This window comes from Comamonas sp. E6 (genome assembly GCF_001010305.1).
In the GTDB taxonomy this organism is placed as follows: domain Bacteria; phylum Pseudomonadota; class Gammaproteobacteria; order Burkholderiales; family Burkholderiaceae_C; genus Comamonas; species Comamonas thiooxydans.
In genome coordinates, this window is sequence record NZ_BBXH01000030.1 from 1 (window position 1) to 12,488 (window position 12,488).

General features: G+C 63.3%; 14 protein-coding genes. 9 read left to right on the forward strand and 5 right to left on the reverse strand.

What is annotated here, in order from left to right:
• Nucleotides 1-954: GGDEF domain-containing protein (locus tag CSE6_RS22390; RefSeq protein WP_059441543.1), on the forward strand; the 954-nt coding region annotated here is incomplete at its 5' end.
• Between the two features lies 1 nt (nt 955).
• On the opposite strand, the gene CSE6_RS22395 is transcribed toward CSE6_RS22390, so the two are convergent.
• Nucleotides 956-2,548 carry a GMC family oxidoreductase gene (locus CSE6_RS22395; RefSeq protein WP_059441544.1) on the reverse strand — a complete coding sequence of 531 codons (1,593 nt, stop codon included), beginning with the start codon at nt 2,546-2,548 and terminating at the stop codon, nt 956-958.
• Between the two features lie 194 nt (nt 2,549-2,742).
• On the opposite strand from CSE6_RS22395, the gene CSE6_RS22400 reads away from it, so the two are divergent.
• From CSE6_RS22400 to CSE6_RS22420, 5 genes are all read left to right on the forward strand, one after another.
• On the forward strand, nt 2,743-3,591 hold the full coding sequence (locus CSE6_RS22400; protein ID WP_003068696.1) for a 3-hydroxybutyryl-CoA dehydrogenase: 849 nt from the start codon (nt 2,743-2,745) through the stop codon (nt 3,589-3,591).
• Nucleotides 3,592-3,666: 75 nt separating this feature from the next.
• Nucleotides 3,667-4,482 carry a crotonase/enoyl-CoA hydratase family protein gene (locus CSE6_RS22405; protein WP_059441545.1) on the forward strand — a complete coding sequence of 272 codons (816 nt, stop codon included), beginning with the start codon at nt 3,667-3,669 and terminating at the stop codon, nt 4,480-4,482.
• Nucleotides 4,483-4,503: 21 nt separating this feature from the next.
• Nucleotides 4,504-5,829: a serine hydrolase gene (locus CSE6_RS22410; protein ID WP_193751165.1), complete on the forward strand. Its 1,326-nt coding sequence runs from the start codon at nt 4,504-4,506 to the stop codon at nt 5,827-5,829.
• Between the two features lie 139 nt (nt 5,830-5,968).
• Nucleotides 5,969-6,442: a MarR family winged helix-turn-helix transcriptional regulator gene (locus CSE6_RS22415; protein WP_003050815.1), complete on the forward strand. Its 474-nt coding sequence runs from the start codon at nt 5,969-5,971 to the stop codon at nt 6,440-6,442.
• Between the two features lie 52 nt (nt 6,443-6,494).
• Nucleotides 6,495-6,911: an organic hydroperoxide resistance protein gene (locus tag CSE6_RS22420; protein WP_034354779.1), complete on the forward strand. Its 417-nt coding sequence runs from the start codon at nt 6,495-6,497 to the stop codon at nt 6,909-6,911.
• On the opposite strand, the gene CSE6_RS22425 is transcribed toward CSE6_RS22420, so the two are convergent.
• A complete protein-coding gene (locus tag CSE6_RS22425) occupies nt 6,908-7,573 on the reverse strand; it encodes a 2'-5' RNA ligase family protein (protein WP_034354782.1) in 666 nt (221 codons plus the stop codon). The two genes, CSE6_RS22420 and CSE6_RS22425, sit on opposite strands and share 4 nt — an antisense overlap.
• Before the next feature lie 176 nt (nt 7,574-7,749).
• On the opposite strand from CSE6_RS22425, the gene CSE6_RS22430 reads away from it, so the two are divergent.
• A complete protein-coding gene (locus tag CSE6_RS22430) occupies nt 7,750-8,784 on the forward strand; it encodes a serine/threonine protein kinase (RefSeq protein ID WP_034354785.1) in 1,035 nt (344 codons plus the stop codon).
• A 22-nt stretch (nt 8,785-8,806) separates the two neighbouring features.
• Here the strand turns inward: CSE6_RS22430 and CSE6_RS22435 are convergent, their stop codons facing one another.
• Complete coding sequence (locus CSE6_RS22435; protein ID WP_165571702.1) at nt 8,807-9,259, reverse strand: hypothetical protein; 453 nt, start codon at nt 9,257-9,259, stop codon at nt 8,807-8,809.
• 20 nt (nt 9,260-9,279) lie between these two features.
• A complete protein-coding gene (locus CSE6_RS22440; protein WP_034354790.1) occupies nt 9,280-9,987 on the reverse strand; it encodes a TetR/AcrR family transcriptional regulator in 708 nt (235 codons plus the stop codon).
• 120 nt (nt 9,988-10,107) lie between these two features.
• On the opposite strand from CSE6_RS22440, the gene CSE6_RS22445 reads away from it, so the two are divergent.
• Nucleotides 10,108-11,316 (forward strand): MFS transporter, encoded by a 1,209-nt coding sequence (locus CSE6_RS22445; RefSeq protein ID WP_083994796.1) that lies wholly within the window; start codon nt 10,108-10,110, stop codon nt 11,314-11,316.
• A 6-nt stretch (nt 11,317-11,322) separates the two neighbouring features.
• Here CSE6_RS22445 and soxR read toward each other — a convergent pair whose 3' ends face one another.
• Complete coding sequence (gene soxR / locus CSE6_RS22450; RefSeq protein ID WP_034377412.1) at nt 11,323-11,790, reverse strand: redox-sensitive transcriptional activator SoxR; 468 nt, start codon at nt 11,788-11,790, stop codon at nt 11,323-11,325.
• A gap of 199 nt (nt 11,791-11,989) precedes the next feature.
• Here soxR and CSE6_RS22455 point away from each other — a divergent pair, with 199 nt between their 5' ends.
• Nucleotides 11,990-12,478, forward strand: coding sequence for a RidA family protein (locus CSE6_RS22455; RefSeq protein ID WP_034377263.1), 489 nt, complete (start codon nt 11,990-11,992; stop codon nt 12,476-12,478).
• Nucleotides 12,479-12,488: the final 10 nt, after the last annotated feature.

Sequence of the window (12,488 nt, forward strand, 5' to 3'; positions counted from 1 at the left end):
AAGGGTTGGCTTGGACCTCGCAACAAGATACTCACCCGCTCCCTGGCCTTGCTGTGCCTGCTGACACTTGCGGGCGTGCTGGTTCTGATCGAAAGCAAGCCCTACCGGTTGGCTTGGTTCAATATCAGCTACGGCTTGAGCCTTGTCACTCTGGTCTGCCTGACCTTATCGCCGCAAACCAACTCGGCCACGGCCTGGCGTTATCTGCTATTGGGTGCTGGCCTTTGCATCGCAAGCATTCTGCTCATACGCGGCTACTTCACCTTGAACGCTCCTTGGCTGCGCAGCTTTGCAGAGGAACCCAGCCCACATATGCTGCTTTCGTGGCTGATCCCCATAGGTTCCGCCATTTTTTTCGTATCGATCCTGATGGCCTGCCGTGACGAAGAAGTCCGCCAGCGATCCGCAAACGCACCAGAAGACAGTCTGACCGGCCTGCCGCTGCGCCAGGCCATCAAGAACCAGGCCCGCTTCATGCTGAACAGAGCTCGACGCGAAGGCCTGCCGCTGGCCTTGATTCTGATCGACATGGATCACTTTTCGCGGGTCAACAGCCGCCATGGCTATCAGGCCGGAGACGCGGCGCTGCAGCTCATGTCACGCACTCTGCGAAAGCAGATGCGCGGCGACGAGGTCGTGGCCAGATGGCAGGGTGAATCCTTTTGCCTGCTGATTCACGCCGATCAATTGGGTGTCAGGTCGCTGCTGACTCGCATCCAGTCCGCATTCCAGATCGGCGCGCAGTACGAACTGCAGATGGACCTGGACTTCAGCGCGGGTTGTGCCCTGGTCCCCTCGGCCTGGAAGAGCCTGAGCCTCAACGAGCTGGCCAGCCATGCCGACACCGCCCTGCAACAAGCCAAGAATCAGGGCCGGGGAAGGGTCGAATGCACCGCTCTGACGCCTCCGCCCGGCGAGGATCATGCCCCCTCCGACCTGGCTCCGCTGACCTGAGTCAGCACTCGGCCTTGATCAGATCTGCCGCCTTCTCGGCAATCATGATGGTCGGCGCATTCGTATTGCCGCTCACGATGCGCGGCATGATCGATGCGTCGACCACGCGCAGCCCTTGCACGCCATGCACCCGCAAGCGTGCATCGACCACATCCTTCACGCCAGGCCCCATGCGACAGCTTCCCACAGGGTGATAGATGGTGTCGGCGTAATTGCGGATGAACTGCTCGATCTCCGCATCGCTGCGCGCCTGTGCCGAATACTCCAGCTCCCGTCCCTCGAAACGAGCCAGCGCAGGTTGCCCGAGAATTTCGCGCATGCGGCGTACGCCGCGCACCAGGCGCAGCATATCGTCGGCCTCGGCAAAGAAGGCAGGGTCTATGAGCGGCGTGGCTCTGGCATCGGCAGAGGCCAGCTTCACGCTGCCCCGACTCCTTGGCTGCAGCAGACAGACATGGCAGGAGTAACCGTGGCCCAGCACCGTCTTGCGACCGTGGTCGACCAGCTTGCCCACCACAAAATGCAGCTGCAGATCGGGCGCACGCTCCTGCGGCCCGCTGCGGATAAAGCCGCCGGCCTCGGCAAAGTTGCTGGTCAGCATGCCCCGGCGCTCACGGCGCCAGCGGCCCATGCCCTGCCAGACATTCCTGAGGCCGGCAAACGACAGGCCAAAGCTGTCCGTCATCTGCGGGCCGTCCACCACCTGCACCACATCGGGGTGGTCATGCAAATGCTCGCCCACACCGGGGAGGTGATGCACGACATCAACGCCTGTTTGCTGCAGATGCTCGCCCGGCCCTATGCCCGAGAGCATCAGCAGCTGCGGCGACTGCAGCGCCCCGGCACAAAGCAAGACCTCGCGCCGGCAGCGTAGCTGCCGGGTCTGACCACCCTGCACATACTCCACTCCGACAGCTCGGCGACCTTCCATCAGTACCCGCAGCACCTGCACACCGGTCAGGATTTCCAGATTGGGCCTGCTGCCGCGCACCGGCTTCAGATAAGCCTTGGCTGCACTGCAGCGCTCGCCCTTGTGATGCGTGACCTGATACAGACCCACGCCCTCCTGAGCGGTGCCGTTGAAGTCGAGGTTGTGCGCATGACCGGCCTGCACGCCTGCGCGCACAAAGGCATGGGCCAGCGGGTTCGGATCGCAGAGATCGGAGACATGCAAAGGGCCGCTGGCACCATGCAGCGCATCCGCGCCGCGCGTATTGCATTCGGCCTTCAGAAAATAGGGCAGAACATCGCTCCAGCCCCAGCCTGGATTACCCTGGGCGCTCCAATATTCGTAGTCCGCAGGCTGACCGCGCAGATAGATCATGGCATTGATGGAGCTGGAGCCGCCCAGCACCTTGCCGCGCGGCTGGTAGCCCCGCCGGCCATTGAGGCCGGCCTGCGGCACCGTGCTCATGGCCCAGTTGAAGTTTTTCTGCTTGGCCATCAGCGCCAGCCCTGCCGGGCAGTGGATCAGCACGCTTTTGTCTTCGCCACCCGCCTCCAGCAAGGTCACGGTGACCTGCGGGTTCTCGCTGAGCCTGGCTGCCAGAACCGCACCAGCGGAGCCGCCTCCCACCACCAGATAGTCACGCATCTCCGCCCTCCTTTTGCCGCAAATTCTGACCAGAGGTCTGCAGCAGCGAAACGAGGAAAAACACGGTCGTGCAGAAAAAACTGTCATCGTGATGACTCCTAACACGCCAACCATGCCCGACTAGGGTCAAACCCGGTCAGAACCGGGATAACATTTTCCTGTTCAACCGCACTCAACTGAATGGAGACAAAAAGATGGCAATCCAAACCGTAGGCATCATCGGCGCCGGCACCATGGGCAACGGCATCGCGCAGGCTTGCGCCGTGTCGGGCATCGACGTGGTGATGGTGGATATCTCCGAGGCCGCCGTGCAAAAAGGCCTGGCCACCGTGGCCGGCAGCCTGGACCGCCTGATCAAGAAGGAAAAGATCAGCGAAGCCGACAAGAACGCAGCGCTGGCACGCATCAAGACCTCGACCAGTTACGACGATCTGAAGTCGGCCCAGCTGGTGATCGAAGCCGCCACCGAGAACTACGAGCTCAAGGTCAAGATCCTCAAGCAGCTCGATACCCTGCTGGCACAGGACGTGATCGTTGCAACCAACACCTCGTCCATTTCCATCACCCAGCTGGCAGCTGCCACGCAGCGTGCCGACAAGTTCATCGGCATGCATTTCTTCAACCCCGTGCCCATGATGGCCCTGGTGGAGATCATCCGCGGCCTGCAGACCAGCGACGCCACCCACGATGCCGTCAAGGCCCTGTCGGAAAAACTGGGCAAGTCGCCCATCACCGTCAAGAACGCTCCCGGCTTTGTGGTCAACCGCATTCTGGTGCCCATGATCAACGAGGCCTTCCAGGTGCTCAGCGAAGGCACGGCCTCGGCCGAGGACATCGACGCCGGCATGAAGCTGGGCTGCAACCAGCCGATCGGCCCGCTGGCCCTGGCCGACATGATCGGTCTGGACGTCTGCCTGGCCGTGATGGAGGTCTACCTCAAGGAATTCGGCGACAGCAAGTACCGCCCCTGCTTCCTGCTGCGCGAAATGGTGGCCGCCGGCCGTCTGGGCCGCAAGACCGGCCAGGGTGTTTACACCTACTAAATCGCCGGCCTTCAGGTCTTGTGCGCGACTGCGGCGGCTGCGACAGCCGTCTAAGGTTGCAGCAGGAGACCTGCCATGCAAATCGACCATCCCAGCCCTCCGCCCGAGGGCTGCATTTCTTGTGAAGTCCGCGGCCATGTGCTGCTGATAGGCATCAACCGCCCGGCCAAGCGCAATGGCTGGACGCCGGCCATGTTCCAGCAACTGGCAGAGGCCTATACCCGGCTCGACGACGAGCCAGAGTTGCGCGTGGGCCTGCTCCATGCGTTCGGTGAACATTTCACGGCGGGACTGGATCTGCCTGTCATCGCCGAGTTCATGAAAAACGGCCAGAAGGTCATCCCTGCAGGTCTCGTGGAGCCTCACGACTATGGCCTGCCCGGCTACCGCCGCCGCACCAAGCCCATGGTCGCCGCCGTCAAGGGCATCTGCTTTACCGTCGGCATAGAGCTGATGCTGGGCGCCGATATCGTCGTCGCAGCCGACAGCAGCCGCTTTGCACAGATGGAAGTACAGCGCTGCATCATGCCCACGGGCGGCGCCACGCTGCGCATGCCCGAGCGCGCCGGCGTGGGCAATGCCATGCTGCATCTGCTGACCGGCGACGCCTTCGATGCAGCCGAAGCCCTGCGCTGCCACTTTGTGCAAAAAGTCGTGCCTGCAGGCCAGGAACTGGAAGAGGCTTTTCGCATTGCCGAGCGCATTGCCGCCCAGGCGCCGCAGGCCGTGGTGGCCACACGCCTCAATGTCCTCAAGGCCATAGAGCTGGGCCAGGCCGCCGCCGTGGCCGATTTCATCCCCGTGCAGCAGCGCCTGGCCAGCAGCGAGGACGCTGCCGAAGGGGTGTGTTCCTTTATCGAGAAACGCCCAGCACGTTTTACCGGTCGTTAATCCCAAGTCCAAGAGGTGATGATGAGTTTGAAGTCTTTTACGCGCAAAACGCTTGTGCCACTTGCGCTGACAGCTATGGTTTCTGCAGTCCATGCACAGGCTGCCGCTCCCGCATTGCCCGACCCGGCCAGCACCAGCGTGCAGGCCATGGGCTGGATGCAGGGCTTTCCGCCCGCAGCCGACAAGCTCATCACCTTCGACAACCCCCTGGGCAATACCTTTCCACGCAATCGCTGGACCTTCTCGCATATCCGCGAAATCACGCCCACGGCCAATGTCTGGCGTGGCCCTGGCTCGCCCAGCGCCCTGCGCTCGGCTCCGGTCGACATCGAGCACGTGCGCTTCAAGGTCATGGGCACCGGCGAGGAACTGAGCTTTGCCCAGGCACTGGATCGCAACTACACCGATGGCATTCTGGTCATGCACAAGGGCCGCGTGATCTATGAGAAATATCTGGGCGCGCTGGAGCCACAGCGCCCGCACCTGGCCATGTCGGTCACCAAGTCCTTTGTCGGCACCCTGGCCGCCCTGCTGGCCCATGAAGGCCTCATCAAGCCCGAGGCACCGGTGACTGACTATCTGCCCGAGATGAAGAACACCGCCTATGGCGACGCCACGGTGCGCCAGGTGATGGACATGACGATTGGCGTGAAGTACTCCGAGAACTACGCCGATCCCAAGGCCGAAGTCTGGGACTACGCCCGCGCCGGCGGCATGATGCCCCAGGGCAAGGACTATGCAGGGCCCAGGAGCTTCTATGAATTTCTGCAGACCCTGCAAAAAGAGGGCGAGCATGACCAGGGATTTGCCTACAAGACAGTCAACGCCGAAGTCCTGGCCTGGATCGTGCGCCGCGCCAGCGGCAAGCCTCTGGCCCAGTTGCTGTCCGAGCGCATCTGGAGCCGCATCGGTGCCGAGCAGGACGCCTACTTCATGGTGGATCGCATAGGCACGGAATCGGGCGGCGGCGGGCTCAACACCACGCTGCGCGACCTGGCCCGCTTCGGCGAGCTGATGCGCAACGAAGGCCGCGCCGCCAGCGGCCAGCAGGTGCTGCCCAGGGCCGTGGTTCAGGACATTCGCCGCGGCGCCGACCCCGCCAAGTTTGTGAAGGCCGGTTATGCCACGCTGCCCGGCTGGTCGTATCGCAATATGTGGTGGGTCTCGCACAATCCCAACGGGGCCTATATGGCGCGCGGCATTCACGGTCAGGCCATCTACATCGACCCCAAGGCCCAGATGGTGGTGGTGCGCTACGCCTCCCACCCGATTGCAGGCAACGCAGGCATAGACCCGACCAGCCTGCCCATGTACCAGGCTCTGGCCGATGCACTGACCACCCGTTAGGCTCGAGACAGCTTCAGCCGCGACAGGCTCCGTGAGCGGAGCCTGTTTGCATTGCTCCGGACCTCTGCACTGCCTCCTTTGGCTTGGTTGCTTGCAAATTAAATTGCACACAATTTAATTGTCTGCAATAATTCAACACATGCGATCCGATGACAACCTTCTCCCCGACAGCTCCGAGCTGCTGCGCCTGGACAATCAGGTCTGCTTTGCGCTGTACTCGGCATCGCTGGCCATGACCAAGCTCTACAAACCCTTGCTGGATGCCATAGGCCTGACTTACCCTCAGTACCTGGTCATGTTGGTGCTCTGGGAAGGCGACCAGCTCACGGTCTCGGAACTGGGTGAACGTCTTTACCTGGATTCAGGCACGCTGACGCCCTTGCTCAAGCGACTGGAGAGCGCAGGCCTGCTGGCACGCCAGCGCGATGCACAGGACGAGCGCCGCGTGCGCATCGCCCTCACGGATACCGGCCGGGCACTACGCGCCGAAGCCGAAAAAATACCTGCCTGCGTGCTTCAGAGCACGCAGTGCACCCTGCCCGAACTGCAGGCCCTCACGGGCCAGCTCGGCACACTGCGCGCACGGCTTGCGCCGCGCCGCAGCCACTCCTGACGATTTCCTCCACCCGCCCGCATTGCCGGGCAATCTCGCAAAGGAAGACACCATGGCCCAACTCGACAAGGTTCTCTACACCGCCCACGCCCACACCACCGGCGGCCGCGAAGGCGCTTCGCGCACCGATGATGGCCGCCTGGACATCCAGCTGAGCTCGCCCGGCGGCGCCGGCAAGGGCACCAACCCTGAGCAGCTGTTTGCTGCCGGTTACTCCGCGTGCTTTATCGGCGCCATGAAGGCCGTGGCCGCTCGCCAGAAGCTGACCCTGCCTGCCGACCTGTCGGTAGACGCAGAAGTCGATCTGGGCCCCGTGGGCGAAGTGTTCGGCATCGCCGTGCGCATGAAGATCAGCCTGCCCGGCATGGACAAGGCTGCGGCCCAGCAACTGGTGGACGCCGCTCACAAGGTCTGCCCCTACTCCAACGCCACGCGCGGCAATATCGGCGTGACGCTGACCATCGCCTAAAGCGGCTCAGGCCACAGGGCACCGGGCGCTGCAACATAGCGCCCGGTGTCCAGTTCGAAGACGCCTTCAAGCGTCAGCGGCCCGGCAATATCGGCCGCCGCATAGCGGGCCAGCGCCAACTCCCTTACCTCGAAGACCGGCAAGTCCTGGATCAGTGCCAGCAACTTGTCCACAGCCTCTCGCAGTGGCAGCCGTCTCGCATAGTGGCCCAGGGTCACATGGGGTACATAGCGCCAGCCCGGCGCGGGCTCCATGGGCACCAGCGCCTTATGCAGGCGCTGCAAGCATTCCTGCCCCCGGCCGACGCCCAGATAAGGCACGGTGGTGAAGCTGCCAGCCCCCGCGACTTGCACGGCAAAAGGGCGCAGCCGCAGGCTTTGCAGCATGGCGACATCGGCGCGCAGCGCCAGCCGGTCATATTCCCGCGCCACATGCTCGTCCCCTCCCCCACACAGCCCCCTATAGGCCAGCGTGATATGCGGCTGGCGCGCATGGCGCGGCAACAGGGCATCACCGAGTCTGGATCTGGCGTGCTGCAGCAAGGACTCCAGGTCAGGGCCTTGCAGCATCACCACCCAGACGGCGCACCAGGGGCAGCCTTTGTGCCACTCGGCAAAATCCCGGTCCTCACAGGGCTGTGAAAGTTCTTCGCTCTCTTGCATGCGGGCAGTGTGCCAGCTTCGGCCACATGCACGGCACCAGGACAGTTTTCCCATTTTTCAGACCACCAAGCCTGGCCTGTCAAATGGATACCGCTATCAAATCAAAAGCAATCTTGTCGGCGTATGCGCAACCCCGTCCGACCCGGACTGGCCTGTTTGGGCCTGACAATGCAGGGATGAGCGATACACAAGACCCCTCTCACCCCTATGCGGACCTCACGCCGGACTGCGTGATCGATGCGCTGTGCAGCACGGGCCTTGTGCCGGACGGACGGCTGACGGCGCTGAGCTCCTATGAAAACCGCGTCTATCTGGCCCATCAGGACGAGGGCGACAAGGTCGTCGCCAAGTTCTACCGCCCCGGCCGCTGGAGCCGCATCCAGATCGAGGAAGAGCACGCCTTCTCCCAGGAGTTGGCGGACGGGGAAGTTCCCGTGGTTGCGCCGCTGGTGCTGCAAGGGCAAACCGTGCATGAGCATGCGGGCTTTCTGTTCAGCATCAGTCCCTGGCGCGGCGGGCGCCGCCCCGAGCTGGACGACTGGGAGGTGCTGGAATGGACAGGCCGCTTTCTGGCCCGCATCCACACCGTGGGTGCCGCTCGGCCCTTTGAGCATCGTCCGGCGCTGAACCTGAAAAGCTTCGGCTACGAATCCATGCACTATCTGCTCGAACATGAGGTCGTGGCGCTCGAAGTGCGCAGCCGCTGGCAGCAGGCTTGCGACAAAGCTCTCTCATTAATAGCACCATCCGCTGACGGATTAAGCGCTGCAGGCCATTTTGGCCTGCATTCTGCAACGCAGATTCGCCTGCATGGCGACTGCCACCCGGGAAACATTCTCTGGACGCCACTGGACGACGAAGGCCATGGCGGCCCGCATTTCGTCGATCTGGACGATGCGCGCAGCGGTCCAGCCGTGCAGGATCTGTGGATGCTGCTCTCGGGCGACCGGGGCCAGCAGACGCAGCAGCTGTCGGCCCTGCTCGAAGGCTATGAGCAGTTCCGTAGCTTCGACCGGCGCGAGCTGGCGCTGATCGAGCCGCTGCGCACCTTGCGCCTGCTGCATTACAGCGCCTGGCTGGCGCGCCGCTGGCAGGATCCGATCTTTGCCATCAACTTCCCATGGTTTGGCAGCACCGACTACTGGCAGGGTCAGGTGGACATGCTGAACGAACAGATCGAAGCCATGCAGCAGGAGCCGCTCTACGCCTAAGGCGGTCCATGCCTGCAAAGAGCTAGCAGCGCCCCTGCAAACGGCATTCGGGCACGAGCTGCCCACGTGCATCGCGCCATTGCACGGCATCGCCGCTCTGTGCGGGGGCCGGCGGCGGCGCGGGCTGCGCCTCTGGTGTCTGCGGGCGATTGGGGTCATGCAGCACGGTGGAGGACCCCACCCCGACACCCACGCTGGCACCGCCCACACCGGTGGAAGCGCCGACACCGGCACTCCCCAGCACCTGCCCGCGCTGATTGACGCCTACGCCCACACCGACAGGCCCGACGCCCGTGCCGACGCCTGCGCTGAGACCGCCGCTGCCAAGGCCCACGCCCACGGAAAACGGCCCCACCGGAATCCCGACGCCCACGCCAGCTCCTACGGAGCCGCAGGCGGGCAAGGCCAGCACCAGAGCAGCGGCACAGACCGTGCTCAGGATTCTGTGATGACCGGGTTTTATGGTGACTGGCATGGAATTCATCTCACTGACTCTCACTGACGTTTGACAGCCGCATTGTCACCCGCCGTGACCGCAAAAAGGTTATCAATCAGTAGCTCGACCAGTGGCTTGAGTGCCAGCTTCTGCGAGCCCTCGGAAGCCAGCAGGTTGTTGTGCACCAGCGCCATCCAGAACGGGCTGGCCAGCAACTGGGCACTGCGGCTGACCGAGCGGGTCTTGAGCTCCCCCTCTTTCACGGCCAGCGCCAGCAAGTCCTGCACATAGTTCTGCCAGGCATCAAAAGCCAGCTCTTTGTACAGTCTGGCCAGCTCGGGCGCATGCCGTGCCTCGCTGAGCACCAGACGTGCCAGCATGCCGCGCTCGCTGCTCTCGACCGCCTCCAGCGTCGGCAGCAGACTGCGGCGCAGAAAGGCACGCACCGTCTCGCTTTTTCGACGCTTGAGCGGCCGGTAGACGGCCGAATGCCGCAGCGCATGCTCCACCACGCCCCGCAGCAGCTCATCCTTGGATGGGTAGTAGAGATACAGCGTGCCCTTGGCCACCTGCGCGCGGCAGGCGATGCGCTCCATGGTGCTACGGGCCACGCCGCACTCCACGAACTCGGCCAGCGCGGCCTCCGCGATCTGCTGACGGGTCTGCGCTGTCTTGTCGAGACTCGGGCCACGCGTGCGCCGCTGACGCTTTGCCACTGTGCCGATATCCGGGTCTGCACAAGGGGCTGCCGTCGCAACATCCGCCATGCTCTGAAATCCTTTTCTAGAATTCATAAAATTGACCAATTAGTCATTTTTAATAATTTTAGGCCAAGCCGACTTGCCCGCACCGGGCATGCGGATGACTGCTCCACCAAAGCCTTCCCAATGCAATCCCGTCTGAGTCCCTATGCCTGGGTCTGCTTTTCCATGTGCGTCGGCGTCATGGGAACGGCGCTTGCCAGCCCGCTCTACCCGCTCTACCAGCAGGCCTGGGGGCTGCAGCCCAGCCATATCACGCAGATTTTCGTGACCTATATGCTGGGCGCCTTGATCAGCCTGCTGTTTCTGGGCCGTCTGACCAACCTCTTCGGTTTTCTCAAAGTGCTGCGCCTGGGACTGATGGTGATGACCGTGGGCGTCATCGGCTCGGCCCTGTCCTGGAATGCCTGGAGTCTGGGCGCCTCCCGCTTCATCATCGGCCTGGCCTCGGGCCTGATCACCACCTCGGCCTCCATAGGCATGACCCAGCTCAACAACAAGGGCGACCTGCAGCGTGCGGCTGCGACCACCAGCCTGACGATTGCCTTCGGCTTCGGCCTGGGGCCCGTGGTTGGCGGCCTGATGGCGCAATGGGTGCCCCACCCGCTGGTCAGCAGCTATCTGCCGCCCATCGCACTGAGCTTTCTGGGCATCCATGCGCTGTTCAAGGTCCAGCTACCGGCGGCCAGTGCGCCCGTCCACAACGCTCCCGGCCTGACACTTAAAGATGTTCTGCCCAGCATTTCCCAGCCGCGCAAGCCTTTTCTCTACCACTATGCGCTGGGCTGCATGGCGGCGTTTTCTGCCTTCGGCATGTTCAGCCTGTTTGCCGCCATGGCCCCCAGCTTCATGGCCCAGATGCTGCCCTGGCACGGACCGGCAGTCTCGGGTCTGTCCATCGGCGTCATCCTGTTTCTGTCGGCCGGCATTCAGCTCATCGCCCGGCCCTACCCTACCAAGCGACTGATCATCATCGGCTTCTTCGCCCTGGCGGCGACCAATGCCCTGCTGGTTCTCAATCTGTTTGCCGGCTCGCCATGGCTGTTCGCTCTGAGTGTGCTGAGCATGTCCTGCGGTCATGCACTGTGCAATCTGTCGGGCATGGCCGTGGTCAACAAGGTCTCCAAGCCCATCAACCGCACGGGCCTGCTTTCCACCTATCTGGTCGTGGGCTATGTAGGCACCATCGTCCCCATCCTGGGCATGGGCTGGCTGTCCGACCATATAGGGCTGACGGGCGCACTGATAGCCTTCTGTGCCTGCCTGGGCCTGCTGTCGGCACTGCTTGGCATCATCAGCGCAAGGGCACGCGTGCTGCCCGTGCCGCGCCAGTAGGCACGACTATCTGAAATGCGGGCCGGCTCCCTGCGCCGCAAGACAGTCATGGTCGTTGCGCAGCGGGCATGCCTGCAGAGACAGGCAACCGCAGCCTATGCAGGAATCGAGCTGATCCCTGAGCTGGGTCAGCATGGCAATGCGTGCATCGAGCTGTGCCTGCCAATGCAAGGACAGGCGACTCCAGTCGGCCTTGCCGGGTACGCGGTTGGCCGGCAGATGGGCCAGTGCCTGCGCGATCTCGGCCAGGGGTACGCCCATGCGCTGGGCTACCTTGATCACGGCCACCCGCCTCAGCACCGCTCGTGCATAGCGACGCTGATTGCCTGCGGTGCGCGCACTCTCGATCAGGCCCTGCTTCTCATAGAAATGCAGGGCCGATACCGCCACCCCGCTGCGGCTGGCGACCTCTCCCACACTGAGATCCGGCATTCCCTCAGCCTCGGCCACCGGGCCGCTGCCGCATCCATTCATATCGCCAGCCTCTTCACACTGCACAGTCATCTCCCGTTGCTTCCCTTTGTCCCTGCCTGGCCGCCATAACCGCAATCCTGTGTGGTCATACAAACCTCTTGACCTCAAGCTTAGTTGAGGTTGAACAATTCCAGCGGCTTCCGGAACAAAGGCCTGCTGCTGGCGGGCCCTGCCGGACCAGCCTTGCCTGAAAGACTTCATGGACGCCAAGCCCAGTTTCATTGCCCCTGCCCCGCAACCGTGCTATTTGCAGCCCGCCGGTCTTTATGACAGCCTGCCCAATGGCTACACCCATGTGGTCACCGTCCAGGAGCCGCTGCGCTGGCTCTTCGTCTCGGGCCAGGGTGGAGAAAACGCCCTGGCCGAGCTGCCAGACAGCTTTGCCCTGCAAGCTGCGCAGGCTCTGGCCAATATCAAGACCGCCCTGGACGCCGGTGGCGCGGACATGGGCCATGTGCTCAAGCTCACCGTGCTCATCGTCGATCATTCGCTGGAGCGCTTCGAACACTGGCAAAGCGCCGTGAGACAGCATTGGGGCAGCGGCGAACCCGGCGACAAGCGGCCGCGCTTTCCGGCCTGCACGCTGATTCCCGTGCCCAAGCTGGCCCTGCCCGGCATGCTGATCGAGGTGGAGGCCACGGCGGCCCTGCCCATGGCGGTGGGCGCCAAAGCCGCCACTCCCGCCTGACACCCTGCAC